This is a genomic window from Candidatus Vicinibacter affinis (assembly GCA_016714365.1).
Classification (GTDB): Bacteria; Bacteroidota; Bacteroidia; order Chitinophagales; family Saprospiraceae; genus Vicinibacter; species Vicinibacter affinis.
Window position 1 is genome coordinate 93,696 of the sequence record JADJNH010000007.1, and the last position, 22,036, is coordinate 115,731.

Consider the following 22,036-nt stretch of genomic DNA (forward strand, 5'->3'; position numbering starts at 1 on the left):
AAAGTGCATATACGAATAAGACGGAGTAGTGTAAAATATTAATTTATTTTATTAATCTGGCAAGTTAATTATGTCTCAATATATGAAATTATAATTTTACCATTTGAAACATTTGAGCATGTTCTAAATTATTAGTTCAACCTTCAGTTGAAACAAAATCTTCATCTTGGATATATTTAATTCCATTAAGAAGATTATCAGGAGTCCCCATTGGTTTTATGTCATATCTCTGACTAACCACTTTAAAATCAACATGTGCAACAAATTTACCGGAAGATAATGCACGATAATTACTCTTCCTCTCAATGGTTTGATCTAACCATAATGTATTATTAAAATAAACATGACCAATTCTCATATCTTTAACAACATCTAAATCAGCATCAAACAGTTCTGATGTCATTTTGCTATTTCCCAATTTGATTAACTTAAATTGGCAAATTTTTAAGAAAAGGCCTGTTGGACCTTTGAAAGCAGTAAGTATAAATGGAAATCCTGTTAGACTTTCATTGTAAAATTCCAATAAAATCTGCTTTTTATTTAAATGTAAAAGCCTCTTAGCTTCGGCTACAGGTAGATCTTTTATTAAATATTTTTTCATGAAATGATTTTAAAAATAAAACCGAAATTTACATTTAATAAATTTATAAATTATTCATATTAGCTTCCAACCCCATGTCCCTTTATTGGTATTAAATGACTTTATAGCCTCTCCTTCCCATTGAATACCATTTGTCAACTTTAAGTTTAATACCATTTCTGGGTTAATAAAAACATCTTCTATAAAGCCGAATGATTTCCCTATAGGTATCCTAACAACACCAGATATTGACTTTACGAATTGTCTTTTGAACCCTTGATCATTTATACACATTCCCGTAAAGAGTTGATACTTCCCTCCATTGACACCTTCTTGAAATCGGACTTTCAATGTATCTCCAATCCTAACATTTGAGAATAGATATTCATACTTGAAAAACCCATACTTACCATTTAATCTAATAAAATTAAGTATTTTTTTATTAACGTTTACAGACTCAACAATTACCACTTCCTCCGGCACATCACTAAACAATAGTGCTTCGGCAATTGGTACATAGGCTTTATAGAAACCAAAATTTGATTTAGACGGCACTGTTGTTTTATACCAATCCATAGCGTGCCAGTTAGTAACCTCAGCAGGTATTTTAAAACCATGTTCTGTTCTTGCTTGAACCAACAAATCTATTTCTGTCCTTGCCTCGTTATAGAGTTTTCTGGAAATTAATAGCCTTGCCATTTTTTGCCTAAGACTCACTAACATTTCATCAGGACTTTTACAAGATAAAGCCTTACAATAGCAAGCGAATACTTTTTCCGGATCGCTTGAAAATGCTTCTGCAAGAATTTCCCATACCCAAAAATCATTGCGTTTTTTCTTTGCAAAGGGCAACAAGGATTCGAGCATATAGTCCTTGTTGCCTAATGCTAATAATAGTTTTGCATTAAAATAGGCCGGGTATTGAAACTGAGGGTAATCTTCTACTATTTGAGATAATACCGGCAGGAAAGCTTCAGCCTTCTCTTTGTTAAAAATAATTTCACCGTGCTGGGTTTGCTTCGGCAATAAATGTTTTGCATAGGCAATATAAGCCTGCTCAGCAATCGCCATTACTTCTTTGCCATTGGGCATTTTTTCCTTTTGGAAATCTTCCGGTCGAAAATTTTTGAAATCCCACCAGTCAACAAATTCAATGTATCTATTGGACTCTTTCATTCCTTTATGCATTGCATTAAAAAGGACACTGAAACATTTGGAATTTCTTTTTAATGACAACACATTAATAGAATCAAACAAACGATGTATTTTGTTAATATCCAGTGTAGCTTCACGAGTAATAACTCTTGCTGCTTTGGATATGACAATCGATATGTTCTCAAAAAACATTTCTTCAGATGCAGGTAAATCCAATTCCTTTACCTCATTGATTTTCGCTATAAAAGCATCCAAATTTGATGCAAGTTCATTGAGTTGAGCATATAGCACCCAACTTAAATTCCGCTTGCCCCAAATATTTGACAAATCAGTCTCCAATTCTTCTTTTGCCATTGCATAAGCTTCCTCTAACTTTCCTGCCTGACGAAGTTCTTTTATTTCTTTAGCCGGCATATTCTTCTTGTTTAAAAGTTTGCAATGCCGTTTGAAGGCTGGTGAGCAACAACTGACTATTGGTCATATTTTGAATTGGAACAATCCTACCAAAGAAACCATTCTTTTTATATTCAAAATCTACAACGGCTGTTTCATTATTTCGCTTAAATGTATAGCGTTCTTTGTATTGCTGATGTTCAATATCATCAATCTTAATATCTGTTTCTTTAAACAACAGTACTAATTCATCAAACAAACTTCTTGTAAAAGGGAACTCTTCTTCTAACTCGAAGTCAAATTCAATTTGGCTAATAATCGTTTCAGCTGTATTGCGTTTTATGGAAACATTTGGCAAATGATTTAATATTTCAGCAAGTGTATTATTGAATGTACTGCTTGGGGAAAGATTTGGCATAGGTGAAATGGCATTTCTAAATTCATATTTTCCATTTACAAAAGTTTTGAAAACTGCTTTGTCTTTCTCCCTCAGAAAAGAGTATCTAATCTCGTAGCCAATTTTCTCCCAACCAACAATATCAATGTATTGCTTTCTTACTGCATGGCGAACCTTGATAAAATGATCCTGCAATGGAACAGGTTGCTCTAAAAGGTTCAGCACTGAAAGCTGTTGCAGCAATTCGTTATCAAGATTGATTTCTTCTGTTTGAACCTGATTGCCTGTTAATTCATTTAATGCATTCAAGACTGTTACATCGAGGAATGCCATAGATGAATAGGAATTGAAAAACGGTGGATTTAATGCATACAAAGTTTTTGATGCCCTTGTGATTGCTGTGTATGCCCAGCGATAGAAATCCTGATTTGTTTTACTTGCTCTCCGTTGTTTGTCAGTAAAGCAGTCGAAGCCCTCCATATTATCATTATCCCATACGGTAAACACATTATCCCATTCACCACCTTGAGCCTTGTGGCAAGTAACAGCATAACCATACTTCATCAACAAGCAATTGAAATATTCGTCCTGCATGATGGCCTCCTTAAACTCTTCTGTTTTGGGCTTTAAACCCTTGTGTCGGGAAGTAAAGTCTACATACAATGCTTGGGTTTCTTCCGGCTTCAAATAATTATCTCCGTAAATGAAGTTTTCAAGCATCTTACCCTTTACAACCTTATTATTGCTTTCAGCATCAGGGAAAATTAATTCCACATCACGCCAATAAAGTGTTATCGAATTTTTAGCTCTTAACGCAATTGTTCTCTGTGTGACTGTATCGCTTACTTCATTGATAACTGCAAATTCACCATTGAAAACGCCTTTTCTATAATTGTTACCACCCATGATAACAATATCACTTTTTTGAACAGGTAAATTTGCATTGCCAAAAATCCGTTCTCTTATTTGCAAATTGAGGTCCAGACAGGTTTTATTTTTACTGGCTATGATAATTTTTGGACTTGCTGACTCTTGCCAGATGTCAAGAAAAGCTTCATAACTAGGATTTAGAATGTCATTTCCATTTGAACGCAAATTAAAGTCATTGAAGAAATGGGCTGAAATACTCTTACGTATTTTTGCGGCTGCCCTCAAAATACCACTATCGCCTCCTTGTCGTTGTACTTCTTTCATTTCAGTTTCTTCTGACGAAAGATTGAAATGTTCCTTAAGATAATTGGCTTCAAAGGCTTTTGAACTATTATCCCCTACCGGAGATAACTGACAAGGGTCCCCAACAAAAATGATTTTGGATTTCACATTTTCATGTGCCACCCTTGTGTAGGTAATCAAATCAGATAATAGGTGGCCTGAACCAAAACGGAAAAACTCACTTTCGTTATTGGCATCAGATAACATGGAGGCTTCATCAACTATGAATATCTTCCCGGTCACATCAATATTGTTCCTTATTTTGTAATAGTAATAGAAAGAATCACCTTCTTCAATCTCTACCATATCCTCATAACTGTAAATAGACTTATGTATAGTAAAGGCTTCCTGTCCGGTTTTTTCTCTGATAACTTTGGCTGCTCTGCCTGTAGGTGCCATTAATGCAAAATCCTTATCTGAAGTATTAAAATAGTCCACTAACCCTTTAAGGATTGCTGTTTTACCGCTGCCTGCATATCCCTTCAACATAAACACGTTCGCTGGACCAGCTAAAAAAGCCTCCAGCTTAGCTAGAGCAGTTTCCTGGCCCTGACTTAGGTTTAAATGATTAAAGTGATTAATTATGCTCATGTCTTTTAATTTCTATGCAAATGTTGTTTTTAGCTGTGCAGTGTATCTGCATTATTTTGCTCCCCAAATTTTTTTTAAATTTTCTACTTGTTCTTCTGGTGAAAGTTCCCTCAAAGCCTTGTTTTGGACTACGGGATTTAATTTTGCTTCATCCAGTATGAATTCTAAAAATTTAGCAAGTTGATTAATTTCAGAAAATTCAACGAGCCCAACTTCTGGATGAGCTGCCTTTTTATTCCTTATTGAGTATATTTTAGACCAGTTCTCGCCACCAGAAGTCGTCAAGCCATTTCTAAAGAGAAGAATAGCTGACATTATAAAATTCGTGTCAACACCTCTATTATAATTTGAATGTTCAATATGATAGTGCCCGTTATTCTCTATAAATTTAATAGCTGATTTAGCAGGAGAACTTTTCTTTGTAGGATCAATTTTAGACAAAACAAGATAGCGAGCAGTTGGGCTAATAACATAACAATTACTGCCAAATTCAAAAACAGAATCCTCCTTAATAAATTCTTCTACAATAAGAAATAACTGTAAATATGCGTAATTTCTATATTTCGATATTTCAAATGATTTTATTAGCAATTCAAAGCAAATCGATAGGTTCTTGTCTAAGTTAGTTTTAAAAGAACCGCTTAAGTTTATTGCATTATGTTTTAAAATACTGAACGATTTATAAACAGGTTTTAGTAAAAAAGCCTTTTTAAGACTTGATGCTAGTTTTACAATCATAGTACTAATGGACTGATAAATATTATCACTACCATCTTTAAAAATAAAACCATCAGCCTGCGCTTTTTGAAGAGCTTGTAAATTCCATGCTTTGTTTGTTGCAGAAAAAATTATGACTTGAATTCCTGGATTTATTTTTTTAATTTCCTTTAAGAGTTTTATACTGGTAATTTCATCTAATTTGTTTTTTTCAAAATCTGATGGATTTAGCCTAAAATCAAGAATTACAACATCGATATCATCCGTAAATATTTTGTCAATTGATTTTTCAATTATTTCATCACTACTTAGACTTTTAAAATCAACCCCTAAATAATCAGTATAAATATTGTTCAGGTCACCAAGTAGGAATGCAAATATTTCATACCACCCCTTTTCTGATTCATCATCAATTAGTAATACTTTAGGCTTACCTTTACAATCAATTTTTAGGTTGGCAGCAGATATTATATCTTGTTTGGGTATGGGATGAATGGTTTTTAAATATTTGAAATATAAATTATAATGAACATTTTGAAATACTTTCCTTAATTCTTGAGTTTCATTACATCCAATTGTTTTCGCCCATTGATGAATTGCCCATTCGTTTACTATAGAGTGGGAATCGGCATAATTCAATGGAGGGTCTAATTTTAGTTTTTTGATTTCTTTCGAGAACTCATCAGGTTTAAAAGTATCAAAACAATTATTTGCAGCAGTTCCGAAAGCTCTTTTACTATATGATACTAGTTGAATATTCTTCGTTTTGAGAATATTGAAGTATTCGTGTTCCAATAAATAATCAATTCCAACAAATCCGTAAATAAAAATCCTCTTTAATTGATTTTTCGTTGGGGTACATCGGATATGAGTAGCCAATCTTAAACCGTTATAATCAGATAGAGTTTGTCCAAAACAAAGGGGCAGAAATATATTGTCATATTCCTTTTCATTTAATAAATTTAAGACAATCTCTGTTAGCTCAAAGTCCTTTTCAGAATAGATTTCCTCAATTTGAGCCTCCATTATTGCATTTTGAATAAAATTTTCATCTGGATGAAAAAACAAGGTTTTACCAGCTAATTTTATAGCGTCATCTTCTATCATTCTATTTGCTAGAGTTAGTTTTTCAGTTAACTCTTCTTCAATTTCCGGATTTTCTCCAAATAGGAGAAATTTGAGTTCAACAGACCCTTGACTGTGTTTATGTGCAAGAATTTCCAAATTTTGATAAAGCGTAGAGACCGGCAAATATGCAATATTCGCATTAATCGATCTTGAACCTTGACTCCCACTAAAAAATGCAACTGAAAGCCTAGGAGATGTCGTTGCTATTTTAGTTAGCTTCTCTCTTTGTTTTAGTGCCTTATCCTTATCGCTTGTGAAGTCAAGAAATGATTCATGATATAAAATTATATTGTTTTCAATATACATTTGTTCACCAATTTGAGTTATATCCTCAATTTTATACAATGGCTTGACAATACTTGAGAAGTGAGCGAACTTTTCCGCACTCCATCCAAAATCTTTTTGTCTTAAATCTTTATCGTCTATTAAGTAAATCATGCTATAAATAATTTAGGAAATTCAAAAAAATGTTCAACCCCACCAAAATGGGGAATTTCAGTGATGGCTCTTTCTAAACCATCCCAAAGATTTACTTCGGCATATTTTTCATTACCAAAATCTGCTTTCATGCGCAAGTTGCATAGGCCATTAATTTGATTCTTTATCAACGAAGCATAAGTCTGCCCCAAACGTTCTACCGTGTTTTCGGCTGTTTTATTGTAAACTCCATTTAAATGATGAATAGAAAATAAGACTATTTGATTCTTCTCATAATATTTGAGCGTTACTTTTGGCTTCTCATTAACTTTATGTTGTTCAATAATTAGCTCTATAATTTTATTATATGCCTGCATAAGCTTTTCTATATCAACAAAGTGTTCAAGGTTATTAGAGAATTCACGATTGTTTATTTCAAAATCTACTTGATCACACCACCCCTTTTCGATATTTATTCTTTGAATAATTTCTTTTAAAGATTGTGGGCCACTTTTGAGGTGAAATAGATTTTTGAAGTGTAAAACTAATTGAGTGAATGTTTGTATTACTTTTTCTGTAATTGGTGATTTTATTTGAGGATCAATTTTAAAACTACTAACCATTCTCTCTCGCAAAAGAAAATTACTTGAATTAGGAGGGATATTCGAGTTTTGACTTGCCCAAATCGAAAGTTCTCTACTATTCCAATTGATTTTTATATTTTTTGATGACCAACCTATAATTTTACCATTGTAGTCTTTTCCTGTCAAATATCCTCTAATAAGTGCTTTGATTTGACGCGGAGCAGAATATGCCTTTTCGTGTTCCTCATATGCAGTGATAATTGATTTAAGATGTTCCTTGAAAATGTAACTTTCAGTTTTACAAAATTCCAAAATGGACTTTAACTCATTTGCATCAATATCATGGCAAGTTGTACGAAGGATTGGATTTTGATTGTATTCAAATAGAAATCTATACAAATGATAAGGGTTCAAATATTGGGGTAAATGATTTGATTTTTGCTCGCTTGGCCTTACCTCAACTATTTCAATGTGACTATCCATTTTATCTTTAAATTTGATTTCTTCAATTCTTTGCACAAGTTCCTCTAATGTTCCTTCAAAGCTAATCTCCCTTGAAGCAAGTACTTGTATTCTTTCTCGATGATTTTGATTGATTTTTTTATGCTCGAGAAGTTCCTTTATGAAATCATATTTAGTCTTTGCCATTTATTCTAATTTGTCTTTATAATAAAAGTCCATAGCTTTTTCGACTCCATCAATTTCCCAAATATTTAGAACTTTATTAATAGGATCTTCAAAGCCAATTAATAAATCAAACCTGCTCTTCAACTTTAAATACAATTCATTATCCGCACCCTTTACCATTTTTAGGTAATCTAGTTTACCTGCAATCACATTTGCTATATCTGGCTTGCCATTCTTTACATGTCCTTTATCGGCAATGTATTGCTGTAAAAAGAATCCTGAGGCTCTTTCGTATCCATACCTTTCCCAGTAATACAGCCACATACGCAATTGCTTTATATATCGATGTTGCACATTAGTTTTCTCATTTACCAAGAGACCGGTCACAACTTTCCTATAGCCACTTTTTTGAAGTCGGGTTTTACTTTCCTTGATATGAAATCCTTGATCTGCAATAATGCGGTGCAATTCCCTTATAAAATCACTCTCTTGTTGGTAAACATTGTGGTTTGAACTAAAGGTAATATCATCAGCATAACGGCTATATAAAAGGCCAAAGCGTTTTGCAACACCAGTCAATAATTGATCAAGGCGATAACATACTATATTTGAAATTATAGGTGAGGTTGGCGCTCCTTGAGGCAACACACTTTTGGTTAACTTAACCCATTCTCCGTAATCATTCTGGCGTTCTACTTCAAAAGCTGTACAACATAAAGAGGCAATTATATTACAAATATCTTGACGGCCGGAAATTGAAAGTTTACTTGTCAACAATTTATCGTTATTTTGCCATTTGCCAACTATTTCTTCTGCAGTCCCTTCATCTAAATGGATAAATTTGTCCTTTTCCATAGAAATTTTTTGATGGGTTTTTCTGTAACCAAAAGAATTATTTGTTAATACACTTCTCCCCCCTTCAAAACATCCAACATTCTCATCCGTATGTGGTTTGGCATTATAGCTATTTTCCAATTTTGGATAATTAGGCCTTCTTGAGTAACGCTCATTAAGGTTAAATGGGCTCAACTGGAGACACTTCCACACTCTTGCCTGATCAATTCCAGTAAAAAAATCCTTTAAATCTACATTATAAACATAATTAGAACCTTCATGCACCCTTGCATTTTCTACAACAGATTTACCCCATACGAATCCCATCGCTGCTTTATGTGGCAAATAAACGCAATGCAATATATAACTTAGAGCTTTTTGAAGTGATTTAAGTCCTCTTACTGGTGCATGAATACTTCGATCTAATCCTGACTTTTTCTTGATTTTAAACTCATTATACCGATTTTTGGCTAACTTTGGATTTGAATACCAGGTTAATTGTTTTAACTCAAATGGTATTGCCTTGCCTCCGTAGACATAAGGTTTTACCTTATTAAGAAGGTAAAGGAAATCTTGCCTAGTTTGCATTTTCTCAAAATAAGCCCTGATTTGAATAATATGTGTTTGTTCTCGGTTCATAAAATTATAAATTCTTTGAATAGCCTGTTGTTCCATTCATTATATATGAATTTGATTCATAAGAAAAGTAAATAATACGATTTACAGATGACCATAAGTTACAATCTATGACAGTGAATTAGTTATAAATTTGAATTAATAGTGCTTGTTACAGCGCTCTTCAATATATAGTCTAATTTAACAGTTTAATAAGGCAACTTAAAATTACAAGTAAACATTCATCCTGAAAAACTCCAGGACACCAACCGATTTGAAGCCATCATTTGAGGACTTCCAGTAGGCAAATCAATATATTACAACAGGCTTTCAAAGAACGTGGTGCAAATTAATAACATTCCAGTGCATCCTATATGCACAGCAAATAAAAAAATATATTAAGTTTGCATAGGGGGTACATTTAACGACCCAAAACTAAATCAAGCTATTCAATTTTTTGCATCTTTCTAAACAATATCTGTAATATGGCTACTAACAAACATGCACTAATTCGATACAAGATCTTGGATGGATGCTTTCGGAATTCTGGAAAACGCTATTATATTGAAGACTTAATTAAAGCCTGTGAAAAAATTCTATTGGAAATAGATCCTTCAAGTAATGGGATTAGCAGAAGACAGATTTTCGAAGATATCTCATTTATGGAAAGTGTAGATGGTTGGCAAATTGAACTTCAAAGGATTCGTGATGGTAAGAGATGCTATTATAGGTATTCAGATCCAAATTTCTCTATAAATAATATGCCATTAAATGAAATTGAGTTAGCAAATTTGGAATCAGCTATAAATATTCTTTCTCAGTTTAAAGGTATGCCTCAGTTTGAATGGGTAAATGAATTAGTGCCTAAAATAAAACAAGGCATTGATTCAAAAGATTCCAGTTCTGCAATTATCGAATTTGATAACAATCAATACCTTAAAGGTATTGAACATCTCGGCACGTTACATAATGGTATATTTTATAAAAAGGTGTTGTCTGTGGTCTACCATCCATTTGAAAGTGAAAAACAATTTAATGTAATAATTCATCCTTCATTCCTCAAGCAATATAATAACAGGTGGTTCCTTTTTGGATATAATCCCGAAAGTGAAAGGTATGATTGGAATTTAGCAATTGACAGAATAGTTTCAATTGATGAAATTAATAGCAGTCAATATAGACAAACGATTATTGATTGGCAGGAGTACTTTGAAGATATAGTTGGGGTAACTAAACCGTTTGACTTAAAAATAGAGAGTGTACTATTGAATTTTAAAGGAAAAACTGGGAACTATATTGAAACGAAACCAATCCATGGCTCTCAAAAATCAAAATGGTTGGATAAAAACACCCTTGAGGTGAAGCTTCAACTTATTATTAATTATGAGTTTGAAAGATTAATTTTGTCTTATGCAGAGAATGTTATAGTGAGGCAACCTGTTAACCTTGTTAATACCATAAAAACTAGGCTAACAGAAGCAATTAACCAATACTAATTGCCAAGCTAACTTAAAATTATAACAATGAATAAAAAGCAGATGCCCCATTTTTCGTGGCAGTTTGCAACTGCGATGCCATACGATCCAAGCATTTACAATGCGGCCTGCTAACCAAATTTTTAATTAACCAAATGTATACGATCAATGTATTGGTCCCAAAGATCATCAAAAACAATACGGGTTTTTAAACATACTAAAAAATGTCTTTTGGCAAATCTTCTTCATCTTCCGTATAATGTTCGTGTAATTCTACCGGTTTAGTTTTAGTTTTTTTACCGGTGCGCATTTGAATTAAATTGACCAAGAATGCAAATCCCATGGAGAAGTAAATGTATCCTTTAGGAATATGAACATCAAATCCTTCAGCCACCAATGCAAAGCCAATTAATAATAAAAAGCTCAGGGCAAGAATTTTAAATGCAGGATGTCTGTCGACAAAATCTGCCACCGGAGTTGCAGCCCACATCATGATACCTACAGAAATAATCACAGCAGTGCACATCACCCAAAGATGTTCCGCCAATCCTACAGCGGTAATGATGCTGTCCAGTGAAAATACCAGATCCATGATCATGATTTGCACAATTACTGCATTAAAACTTAGTCTGTTGAATTCCTTGGACTCGTCCCCTTCCTCTCCCTCTGTTTTATGATAGATTTCTGTAGAGCTTTTGTACACTAAAAACAAACCTCCTGCAATCAAGATGAGATCTTTTCCGGAGATTCCATTATCCAATATGACGAAAAGGTCATTCTTAAGTTTCATGATCCAGGTAATCACCGTCAACAATCCAAGTCGCATAAACATAGCCAGAAACAAACCTATTTGACGGGCTCTTTTCTGCATTTCTTTTGGCAGCTTGGAAGACAGTATGGAGATGAAGATAACATTGTCGATACCCAGGATGATTTCCAAGGCGACCAGTGTAACAAGAGCTATAATGATTTCTACCATGTATTTAGATTTTGATGGAAGCCTGAGAATGCATTTCTCTCAGCCGGCCAAAGATAAGGCATTCCCCGAAATCTACCGAAGAGACCCTATTGCTTTGGTTCTTTAAGATAAAAGCTCAGGATTTGGAACCCTTTCTGTGTTTGCCTGTGTAGGATTTTTCACCCGCATATATGGGAATTGTCAGTCGGTTTTCTTCCGGTGGGATTGGACAATTGAAGCCACTGCTGTAGGCGCACCAGGGATTATAGGCATAATTAAAGTCTAGTGGCAATTTTCCATCCACCAGCAAGGAATGATCGATATCCATAAATCTTCCGCCACCATAAGTCTCCGCACCATTGGTCAAATCATAAAAGGGTACAAAAAAATGATTGGATCCGGGCCCTGTTCTGGTACTGAGATAAGCAGTCAATCCGGCTACCTGTCCATCCAACTTAAAATTCAATCTTCCAAATCGAATGAATAATTTCTGCTTGCCGGAGCTGGTAGGAATTGTTACGGTATCCTTTTGAGCAAATTCTTCAAAATTGGCTTCAAGAGAATACTTGCCATCGGGTGCATAATAATGAAGATGCTTTAAATCTTTTTTAGTGATGGGTGAACGAGGATCTGCCAAATGATCTTTGGCGGTCTGTGATCTGGAATCGGTCAATCCTCTTTGATAATCTTGTGCGGGACAAATGCCAATCAAACCAATGGAAAACAAAACTGCCAAAAAATTTGCAATTGAAATTCTCGCTTTGTCAAGTTTTAAGAAATCTACTTTTACAATATTCAACATCGTGCAAAGATGACTGTTCCAATACAAAAAAACAAATTGCAATTCTCTTAAAAATAATGTAAGATGATTTACATTGCATCAAAAATTGATTTGCTTGTGTTCAACTTTAACAGAATACAGAAAATAATGAATAAAAAAGAAAAACCGGACAACATTAACTGTCCGGCTTTCTAATTACAAAATGTTAGAACATTAAAATCTTACGCTAAAAAAATACTTATTGAGGCAAGGCTTTAACGTGCGCTTTCACCTTCACTCCATTCACCGTCACGTTATCGTCCTGATCAATACCTTTTACATCATACATTTGACCGGAAGGGGATATAGCTTTCACTCCATAGAATACATCTCCACCTGCCACAACCTTGATGTTATATATGTTTCCGGTTAGGTTTATCCCTTTAACATCCAGCTTTTTTTTGTCCTCTGTAAACGCTTTGACATCATAGATTTTTCCATCCAGTCCTATCGCTTTCAGTGGTGCGTATCTGTCTGTTGAAGCTAGAATCTTTACCGGTAGCTTAGTACTCCCAACAAAAGCTTTTATGTCCATGATGTGACCGTTGCCATTCTCAGCAAGGGCTTTTACGTCATAAATTCTCCCGTTTTCATCAATTGCTTTAATATCGATCAACTTCCCATCGGGATGCACTGCTTTCACATGCCATAAAAAATCTGTGATGCAATCCTGCGATTGGGGAATGGCCTTGACATGTGCCGCAAAGCTGGTTCCATTAACTGTTCCTTCTATGGCCTGATCAGAATATTTGATACCCTTAACATCTTCCAGCAATCCTTCCGGAGAAAGTGCTTTGATACCATAAAATTCACCATCATCGGACACCGCCTTGATGTGATATAAATTCCCGGCCCGGCTGACTCCCTTAACATCGAGTTTTCGTCCATCTGCAGTGATGGCCTTTATATCCAGAATTTCTCCTTTGGCCCCAATAGCTTTTACAGGAGCAAAAATATCTATGCTCACCATAATTTTAAGTGGGTATTTCATTCCCTGGCGGATGGCCTTTATGTCCATATACTGATGCCCTCCGGTCTCTCCAATGGCCTTCACATCGTACATGTTGCCACTTTGATCAAATGCCTTTACATCCAATAATTTTCCGGCTGGATCCACTGCTTTAATGTGCCAGATCTCCTGGGCTTGCGCAAAATTATATACCAAAAATGCACATGCAAAAACGAAAAGTTTTTTCATAAATTAAATTATTTGTTTTAAAAAAAGATTAGTCAATCAGATCATTTAAAATAGACAAAGTCCTCAGTTAAAGTACTGGCTATATAAAAATAAACTAAATATATGGAAACGATTTTGATCTGCAAGTCTTAATTACCTTGCGACCACCTGGTCGGTGCTCAACGAATAAATAAACAACCTCAGAACCAAAATAGTTCAAAAATCAAAGATTTAACTGCAATCTTATTAAAACAAACTTGAATAACCAAAATGAACCTTGGTCGAACTAAAATCAAATCCCTCTCCAGGTCTTTTTCCCACCGCAAGTTGTAACACAAAAGCCCCTGCCTTGGTCTGAAATTGAATACCAGCCCCTATTCCTAGGTAGTGGTCCCAATCATTGATTACATTTTGGCTGATTACTTCCATGTAGGCATGGTCTGCAAACAATTGGAGAAAACTATTTCGATCCAGGAGGAACCTGTATTCCAGTGTGCTGATTAAATAAGCACTTGAACTGTAACTGTCATCATCAAATCCTCGCAGATTCCTGAATCCTCCTATTCTAAATAACTCATTTTGCAACACCTTTCCTTTTGTAAAAATCATAAAACCCTGCATCCCTGCCTTAATCACCTGCCTCTTGGCAATATTCCAATAATACGCCGATTTAAATTGACTGTTGAGTTGCAAGCCCGCATCATTCAAACTGTCGTATTGCATCTGCAAACGACCTTCAGGGCTGTCGTACCTGAGAATATTGCTGCTCTCTCGGAATTTCTTATTTCCACCTCTGATCTGCGCTTCCATTGACCAACCCTTGGTAGGACTGATCCGGTAATCCAGTTGGTTTAACTGATAATAAAAACCGTAGGAAAGAAAACTAAAATCAAGTGATGAGGGAAGTCGTAAATTATTCTTAATAAAAATAGAATCGGTCTGCAAAACATAGGATCGGTTGATATGCATCAGCACACCTGCCTCCTGACTGGCGTTGATGAGGTATTTAATACGCAGTTGAGACTGAAGATTCACAAATTCATTTCTAAATTTTACTAAGTCAAAACTTCCGTAAAATCCAACCGGTAAAAATCGCAGGTAAGGAAAATCTGCAAGAAAATTAAGACGGGGAGATTGCTCTACAAGATTTTCATAATGCAATAAAATCCGCTCCCCAATTTTAAATGAATTCCATAATTCAACGGTCGCTTCCCCAGTAATACGGTATTTCTGCGAACTGCCTGGCGAGGAAGAATTTAGTCCCAGCAAAAAATCAAATTTATTGGAAGGCTTCTTTTTTAGAAAAAACCACACCATTGCCTGGTCCCCTAAAAAATGTACCATCGGCGGATATTGCATTTCCATAAAAGGCAATTGACTTAAACGGTCACCTGCATCTTCAATATACTTTTGATTGTATGCATAACCCATACGAACATTGCTCATTCGTTCCAGATATCGTGGCGCAATCAATTTACCTTTTCTTTGGTCTGAAGGACCAAATTTGATAAAGGGACCGCGTTCGTAGATTATTTCAGCATGCAGGGTGTCTCCGCTGACAAACGGTTGATGAAGTTTTATTTTACTGAAGGGATATCCATTGACAACGTCTGAACTTATTTTTTCATCCGACCATTGATGCCATTCCTCCAGATTTTTTCTTTCAAATTTTTCGGATTGCTTTGCATCCTTTGAACGAAAGGAAATCCATGCAAATTTAGGGCCCTTGTAGAGGTAAATTTTTCGGACAAAACTGTCTTGAACTACACTGTCCAACTGGGCAAGCAGATAACCGGAGGACTTCAATTTATAAATGACCCTGTCAATTCTATTATTTAATTGCAATGAGTCAGTTTCCTTCCATTCTTCCATCTCCATCACCCCATTTACGGAATATTGATAGACAAAATTCTTTGGCAGCAGCTGCCCCTGTACGACAGCAGATTGAAAAAAAAAGACAGAAAAGAAAAAGAAGATTATACTTTTGGGTTCCTGCATCATGAAAGAAATCGGATTATACCTGCACATTCCCTATTGCAAACGCAAATGTACCTATTGTAATTTTCATTTCTCTACACAATTTTCCACCCGCCCGGAATTGCTGAAGGCGCTCCACAAGGAAATTGTCTCGAGATCCGGTGAGGTGCAAGATTCACGGGTGAGTACGATTTATTTTGGGGGTGGTACGCCATCTGTTTTAAGTCCCGCTGAGATAAAGGAATTGCTCCACTTGATCTACACTCACTATGATTGCCTTTCAGTTAAAGAAACGACGTTGGAAGCCAATCCCGATGATCTCAATCCGTATTATCTCGATCAATTATTGATTGCAGGAATTGACAGACTGAGCATTGGGATTCAATCTTTTTACGACCATCATCTGGAATGGATGAACAGATCGCACAATGCCACCCAGAGTCTAAATGCAATCCAGCAAGCTAAAATTGCAGGCTTTACCAATCTGAGCGCCGATCTTATTTTTGGAATTCCCTTGTGCACCGATGAAGAGTGGCTGCAAAATCTGGGATTGATGAAAGCCAATGAGTTGCCACATCTTTCCTGTTATGCACTTACTGTTGAAGAAAAAACAAACCTGCATCACCTTATCACAAAAAATAAAATGCCTCCGCTGGCAGATGAGCACACCATCAGACAGATGAGCCTGATGCATGATTTTATGAAAGCCAATGGCTATGAGGCTTATGAAATATCCAACTTCAGTCAGGCCGGACACCGGGCTATACACAACAGCAACTACTGGAATGGATTGCCCTATTTGGGATTTGGGCCTTCAGCACATTCCTATATTGGAAATACGCGCAGATGGAACATTGCCAACAACCATTTATATCTTCAAAATGTATTGCAGGAACAAGTGTATTATGATTCGGAAAATCTGAGTGAAAAAGATCAGTACAATGAATTCATCATGCTTCAACTCAGACGCATTGAAGGACTCGACCTTTCTAAACTGAAATCTTTTAATCCATCCTGGAAAATAAATACTCAAAAAACATTAAGCACCTATGTAGATTCAGGTCACCTCCTATGCACTAATGAAATTTATACTTTGACTAAAGAAGGAATTTACATCTGTGATAAAATTTCTTCAGATGCATTTGCTGAATAAAAATTAATTTAGTTTATAATGCAGAATTTAAGGTTCTTAGAAATTAAATTCTAATCCATTTTTTATGATATTTTTTATTTCCATGGGCCCATTCAAGAAAATATACACCGGATTTTAACACCTCCACTTTTGCAAAATAATTGCCTTCACTTCCAAGGATGGGAATGTTCATTTCTTTTCCATGCAGGTCAAATATTTTAAATGAACCAATCTCATTTCCTTTCTGAATTTCTATCCTTAGTTCATGACTCGTGGGATTTGGATAAATCTTCCAATCCTTTTCTTTTAAAGTATTATTGACCGCTGTCAAACAATCATTCCAACGCGGATCTTCCCTCAACAAACACTGACCGCAAGAATCCATCCGGTACAGTCCATATGACTTGCCTTTACAATCACAAATTTCCTTGAAACGCTCCGGAGGCATAATGCTTCCAATCACTTCAATTTCTCCAAGAGTAGCAGCATTCCAGTGATAAATTCCACCGGTCACCTCATTAAATATGAATCGCAATGATTGCATCTTCTGAACCTTGCTCAACAATATTTCAGTACCCTGTGGAGATAAAGGTTGGTTGACATTAAATTCTTCCAGCAATTTTAAACCCAATGAGTCTTCATAAATCCGAACAGTACAAGACTTCACTTGTGCACGGTTAGGATCCGGAATGTTGTGCAGCACAATTTTCTGGGCATACAATGGAATTATCCAACTTAAATTTATCCACTGGCCCTTTGGAGAAATTCCCTCCGGAGTAAACCAATGTTGCGAAGCCTTATAATTTTTCTTATCAATCAGATATCCGGGATCGTTCATCCTGGTGGAAACATTTACCCTTGCCCCAGGAGCAAGATTACACACCAATAATGCGGCAGGATCCTCCGGGACCGGAATAATGGAATGTCCTGCATGACAACCCACACAGCTAACTTTCTGTCCGGGACGCCCATAATTGAATCCGGTCACATGCGCAGCTCCATCCATGATTCCTCCGCCTGTCCGACTGACTTTATATCCTCGTACTTGCGATGAACGCCCCTGTTCAAATAACGGAACATTAGCGGGAGCGTCCCTCTCCAACACCCGGCCAAAATCATCCACCGGTAATTCATTATATAAAATTGGAAAATTCAACGCTTCTATGGAACCATACTGCTCAGACAAAAGAGGATCAGCAAAAAATCGAACAGTAGCTAAGTCGCCAATGGCAGGCGCTGCAAGAATTCCGTCATCCACTTTGCCATTGAAAAAAATGTTGCGGCAATCAAATTCAAAACTTCCATCCTGCCTCAAATCTGAAAATCCTTTGGGCGGAAGAGCTGAAGACGGAGTTGCAAATTGATCTAACAGAATAGGCGGAGTTTTTCTTTTTTCAACATACTGTGCTGAGAGTTCAGTCGTTCCGGGATGATCCAGCACTAATTCTTTAGAAGATCCATCTTCATTCATCAAATAAATTCCATAATCCTGTAAAGGATTGGCTGCTTCAGAAAATAATATGTTGCCATCATTAGTTGAAGAAGGTTCTGCTGCATAACTGCCCTTAAAAATTCCATAGGAAGGAGGATCGCTGATGTAATAATCAAAATTTCCATAACTGGTCACACCGGCAATCCCTTGTGGTTTTTTTTCAGTCCCGCGAAAATATTTTTTGATGCCTCCAAATCCTGAAGATTCCGACTGGTGCTCTATAGGAAACCAATTCCCAATAAAATCTCCCCCTTCATTAAAACTTCCTCCATAGGCACTGTTCACTGACACCTCTCTGTAATGTGCAGAAAAAAGCTTGAGTCCACTCCCATCCGGATTAATTTCTGAAAGTAAAAATGCATTGTTGTTAAACATAAATGTCTGTCCATCGATGACTTCATCCAGGTGGCTGGTTAACCCATCCTTATAACTCCAACCTTTTGTGTATTGCGGATGTGCCTGTGTAGTCATAGGATCATAAGGCCAGTAAAAATTGCGCCACCACCTCGCAAATACGATCTTACCGGTGAGAGGATCAATGACCGGTCTGTCCGCTCCATTTTTTTCTGATGTAATCCGGTGCAATCCTGATCCATCTTCGTTTACCACGTATAAATTACTCGTTCGTGTAACATTGTACATACCTATATCACGAAATCTAGTGGAACTGAAACAAATTCTGCCATCAGGCATCCATGAAGGATGCGCATCGTCATATCCCTGTAGAACTCCTCGCGCAGCAGGGTTAAACTGACTTAAGTCGAGCAAAGGATCTTCAAAAGTAATTTGTTTTAATCCAGAGCCGTCTGTATGAATGACATAAATTCTCCAGGCATTGTGTTCCCTTGGAACGAGGTTGTTGTTGCCCAATACATAATTACCATCTCTCAATCCAGCAAAAACAATTTTATCTGCTTCCCAATTTAACAAAGGGTTGCTGATGTCAATTAAATTCAAAGAATTTAGACCGGGTTTGGCTCCATTAATCAGGGTATCCATGTGACCATCCGGATTCAAAATGCATAGGTAGGCAGGAGCTGCAACCTGGAATCTTGAAAACCCACCAACACCAGGAAGTGCATTGGCTGCTTTCATATAAACCGAACCACAACAAGGAATGGCTCTTGAAACAAATAACATAGGCTTCTTAATTGTGGAAGGTTGGTACAGTGCAAGCATAAAAAATACGCTTAAAACGGCACTCAAAAATGTAAGACTACTGATTTTGTAAATCTTCATGACCACATAAAAATTAAATTAGAAAAATAGAATTCCAATTTGCTTCAGTGAATATAATCTAAGCCGACCAAACATTCATGATTACAAACTTATTTAAGTAAAAAATCAGGGTTTACCCTTATTGATTTGGAGAATCAAAACGAACAAGTTTTAACTATCATAAATTTCTTCGTTGCTCCCAGACCCATGCATCGCGCATGATGTCATCAATGGATTTTAATGGGTGCCAATTCAATAATTTACTTGCTTTTTCATTGTCTGAATATACAGCTGCAAGATCACCTGCCCTGCGGGTTCCGATTTCATATTTTAAAGGTATCCCGTTGACCTTTTCAAATGCTTGGATGGCCTCCAAAACACTCACCCCGGCCCCTATTCCCAGATTAAAAGTTTCCAATGGGAGTATTTGCTTTTCTGATTCCAAATAATTCATTGCGAGCGTGTGCGCTCTTGCCAGATCCATCACATGTACATAATCCCTTATGCAGGTTCCATCTCTGGTAGGATAGTCTGTGCCATAAACGGTCATGTATGGTCTTTTACCAATCGCAGTTTCAGTAATGATCGGAACCAGATTTTGTGGACTGTTGATGGGAGACTCACCGATCAAGTGAGATTCATGCGCTCCTGCAGGATTAAAATACCTTAAGGAAATTGCTTTTTGAACCCTGTTAAGTGTTGGATATAAATCTGCAAGTATGAGTTCGCACATTTGCTTGGTCCTGCCATAAGGAGAACCGGTTGGTAAAAAAGGAAGATCTTCAGTGACCGGGAGTATTTCAGTATCACCATAGACAGTACAAGAAGAAGAAAAAATAAAATGTGGAATACCCGCATCTCTGATCCATTCCAACAAATTGATCAAACCACCTACATTGTTTTGATAATACTCCAATGGTTTTATAACAGAGTCGCTGACTGACTTCAACGCAGCAAAATGAATCACCCCAGAGAATTCACCCCCTATTTGTTTCAAATCGGCTAGTGCCTGAGCAGATTTTAAATCTATCCGGTGATTGAGAATCTTTTCTCCTGTTATTTGTTCGATGCCTGACAAAACATCTTCACTACTGTTGATAAGATTATCCAGACTCACGACCTCATACCCGGACTGTATAAGATCCACTATGGTGTGACTGCCTATAAACCCACAGCCTCCAGTTACCAATATTCTCTTCATCCGCATAAATGATTGTCCAAATGTATTCAGAATAGCCGACCAAAAAAAAATTAATTCCTCTGGAACTTTTTAAGATTTGTAATTGTATTACATACATTAGGGTGTTCTCATAGTGTTATTAAAAGGGTTTTTGGTCGCTCGGCCAAAAGCCCTTTTTTATTCATTACAAAATACCTTTGTATCGGGGATTGGATTTGGAGGTTGAATCTAAAGGGGGCAATTCCCTTTAAATCAAGAATCGCCCGTTTTCATAAATCATTTTGCCGTCGGCAAATATTTTGCCTCCGTCGCGCATATCGGTTATCAAATCCCAATGAATGGTCGATTGGTTTTTGCCGCCACATTGATAGTAGGATTGTCCAACGGCCATATGGACGGTTCCTCCAATTTTCTCGTCAAATAAAATATTGCGTGTGGCACGGCTGATATTGGTATTGGTGCCTATAGCCACTTCACCAAATTTTCTGGCACCTTCTATGGCAAATACTTTATCCAGAATATCCTGACCTTGTTCTGCGGACCATTCTGAAATCACTCCATCGGAAACTTGAAGCTTTACCCCTTTCACATCCTTGCCCATCATGAAAGAGGGATAGTCAAAAAATATTTCACCGGAGACACTGTCCTCATGAGGACTGGTAAAAACTTCTCCTGATGGCATGTTGGATTTACCATCTGAATTTATCCAGGTGCGTCCCGCTACCCTGAAATTGATTTTCCAATTGCGATGCTCATAACTCATCTGATCACAAGAGTTCAGGACATCCAAATATTTCTGCTGAATGTTGCTCAGTGTTTTCCAATGTTCCGCAGGCAATTCGCGATCCAGAAAACAGGCCTTGAGAATAAATTGCGTATATTCTTCCAAGGACATCTCCGCCTGCTTTGCGCCAAATTCTGTGGGATATTGACATAAACTTCTCTTAAGACTTCCATCGCCCAAACGCTTGAAATAAATCTCACTGAATTCAGCCTGGGCTTTCGTCCGAAGCTTCACCTTCTCGGCATCCGGTTCAGGCATATTCATGGGCATATAGGGTGCTCTGATCAGTAAATACGCATTGCAATTTTTGATAAGTTCGATTGAATTCTGATTGATACGTTTTAACTGCTCTTCTTGACCGTATTGCAAAAGAAATTCTTCCTGACCTTCAAAACCAAGTTCAACTTCCACATGTGCACCACGACAAACCGCTTCTTTATAAAATGACTTTATCAATGGCTCGGCTAGTGTATTGCTTCGCACATAAACTAATTCACCGGGTTTTAGATACAAGGAATAATCTGCAAGCAGCTTTCCGTATTTTTCAATCCAACTCATATCAATTTTTATTCA

Annotated in this window: 15 protein-coding genes; 2 read left to right on the forward strand and 13 right to left on the reverse strand. The window is 36.5% G+C overall.

Translation table 11 applies throughout. The features are described from left to right. Window positions 1-136 precede the first annotated feature (136 nt). From IPJ53_15430 to IPJ53_15455, 6 genes are read right to left on the reverse strand one after another with little or no spacing between them, the layout of a single operon-like run. On the reverse strand, window positions 137-601 hold the full coding sequence (locus tag IPJ53_15430) for a hypothetical protein (protein MBK7800493.1): 465 nt from the start codon (window positions 599-601) through the stop codon (window positions 137-139). A gap of 54 nt (window positions 602-655) precedes the next feature. Continuing rightward, the gene (locus IPJ53_15435; protein ID MBK7800494.1) at window positions 656-2,149 is read right to left on the reverse strand and encodes a hypothetical protein; all 1,494 of its coding nucleotides are present in this window, start codon (window positions 2,147-2,149) and stop codon (window positions 656-658) included. Further along, window positions 2,139-4,328: an AAA family ATPase gene (locus IPJ53_15440; GenBank protein ID MBK7800495.1), complete on the reverse strand. Its 2,190-nt coding sequence runs from the start codon at window positions 4,326-4,328 to the stop codon at window positions 2,139-2,141. The genes IPJ53_15435 and IPJ53_15440 overlap by 11 nt, the downstream gene beginning before the upstream one ends. Before the next feature lie 51 nt (window positions 4,329-4,379). Further along, a complete protein-coding gene (locus IPJ53_15445) occupies window positions 4,380-6,611 on the reverse strand; it encodes a hypothetical protein (protein ID MBK7800496.1) in 2,232 nt (743 codons plus the stop codon). Then, window positions 6,608-7,822, reverse strand: coding sequence for a hypothetical protein (locus IPJ53_15450; protein ID MBK7800497.1), 1,215 nt, complete (start codon window positions 7,820-7,822; stop codon window positions 6,608-6,610). The genes IPJ53_15445 and IPJ53_15450 overlap by 4 nt, the downstream gene beginning before the upstream one ends. Beyond that, complete coding sequence (locus tag IPJ53_15455; GenBank protein MBK7800498.1) at window positions 7,823-9,310, reverse strand: RNA-directed DNA polymerase; 1,488 nt, start codon at window positions 9,308-9,310, stop codon at window positions 7,823-7,825. It lies immediately after the preceding gene. A gap of 425 nt (window positions 9,311-9,735) precedes the next feature. Here IPJ53_15455 and IPJ53_15460 point away from each other — a divergent pair, with 425 nt between their 5' ends. Beyond that, entirely contained in the window at window positions 9,736-10,746 is a 1,011-nt protein-coding gene (locus IPJ53_15460) for a WYL domain-containing protein (protein MBK7800499.1), read from the forward strand. Window positions 10,747-10,942: 196 nt separating this feature from the next. Here IPJ53_15460 and IPJ53_15465 read toward each other — a convergent pair whose 3' ends face one another. From IPJ53_15465 to IPJ53_15480, 4 genes are all read right to left on the reverse strand, one after another. Continuing rightward, window positions 10,943-11,704 (reverse strand): TerC family protein, encoded by a 762-nt coding sequence (locus IPJ53_15465; GenBank protein ID MBK7800500.1) that lies wholly within the window; start codon window positions 11,702-11,704, stop codon window positions 10,943-10,945. A gap of 115 nt (window positions 11,705-11,819) precedes the next feature. Then, window positions 11,820-12,512, reverse strand: coding sequence for a DUF1684 domain-containing protein (locus IPJ53_15470; protein MBK7800501.1), 693 nt, complete (start codon window positions 12,510-12,512; stop codon window positions 11,820-11,822). A gap of 190 nt (window positions 12,513-12,702) precedes the next feature. After that, window positions 12,703-13,701 carry a hypothetical protein gene (locus tag IPJ53_15475; protein ID MBK7800502.1) on the reverse strand — a complete coding sequence of 333 codons (999 nt, stop codon included), beginning with the start codon at window positions 13,699-13,701 and terminating at the stop codon, window positions 12,703-12,705. A 225-nt stretch (window positions 13,702-13,926) separates the two neighbouring features. Next, window positions 13,927-15,681, reverse strand: coding sequence for a BamA/TamA family outer membrane protein (locus IPJ53_15480; GenBank protein MBK7800503.1), 1,755 nt, complete (start codon window positions 15,679-15,681; stop codon window positions 13,927-13,929). Here IPJ53_15480 and hemW point away from each other — a divergent pair. Further along, the gene (gene hemW, locus IPJ53_15485) at window positions 15,680-16,810 is read left to right on the forward strand and encodes a radical SAM family heme chaperone HemW (GenBank protein ID MBK7800504.1); all 1,131 of its coding nucleotides are present in this window, start codon (window positions 15,680-15,682) and stop codon (window positions 16,808-16,810) included. The genes IPJ53_15480 and hemW overlap by 2 nt on opposite strands. Before the next feature lie 43 nt (window positions 16,811-16,853). Here hemW and IPJ53_15490 read toward each other — a convergent pair whose 3' ends face one another. From IPJ53_15490 to IPJ53_15500, 3 genes are all read right to left on the reverse strand, one after another. After that, window positions 16,854-19,520 (reverse strand): T9SS type A sorting domain-containing protein, encoded by a 2,667-nt coding sequence (locus IPJ53_15490; GenBank protein ID MBK7800505.1) that lies wholly within the window; start codon window positions 19,518-19,520, stop codon window positions 16,854-16,856. A 157-nt stretch (window positions 19,521-19,677) separates the two neighbouring features. After that, complete coding sequence (galE, locus tag IPJ53_15495; GenBank protein MBK7800506.1) at window positions 19,678-20,700, reverse strand: UDP-glucose 4-epimerase GalE; 1,023 nt, start codon at window positions 20,698-20,700, stop codon at window positions 19,678-19,680. 226 nt (window positions 20,701-20,926) lie between these two features. Next, window positions 20,927-22,021 carry an aminopeptidase gene (locus IPJ53_15500; GenBank protein MBK7800507.1) on the reverse strand — a complete coding sequence of 365 codons (1,095 nt, stop codon included), beginning with the start codon at window positions 22,019-22,021 and terminating at the stop codon, window positions 20,927-20,929. Window positions 22,022-22,036 lie beyond the last annotated feature (15 nt).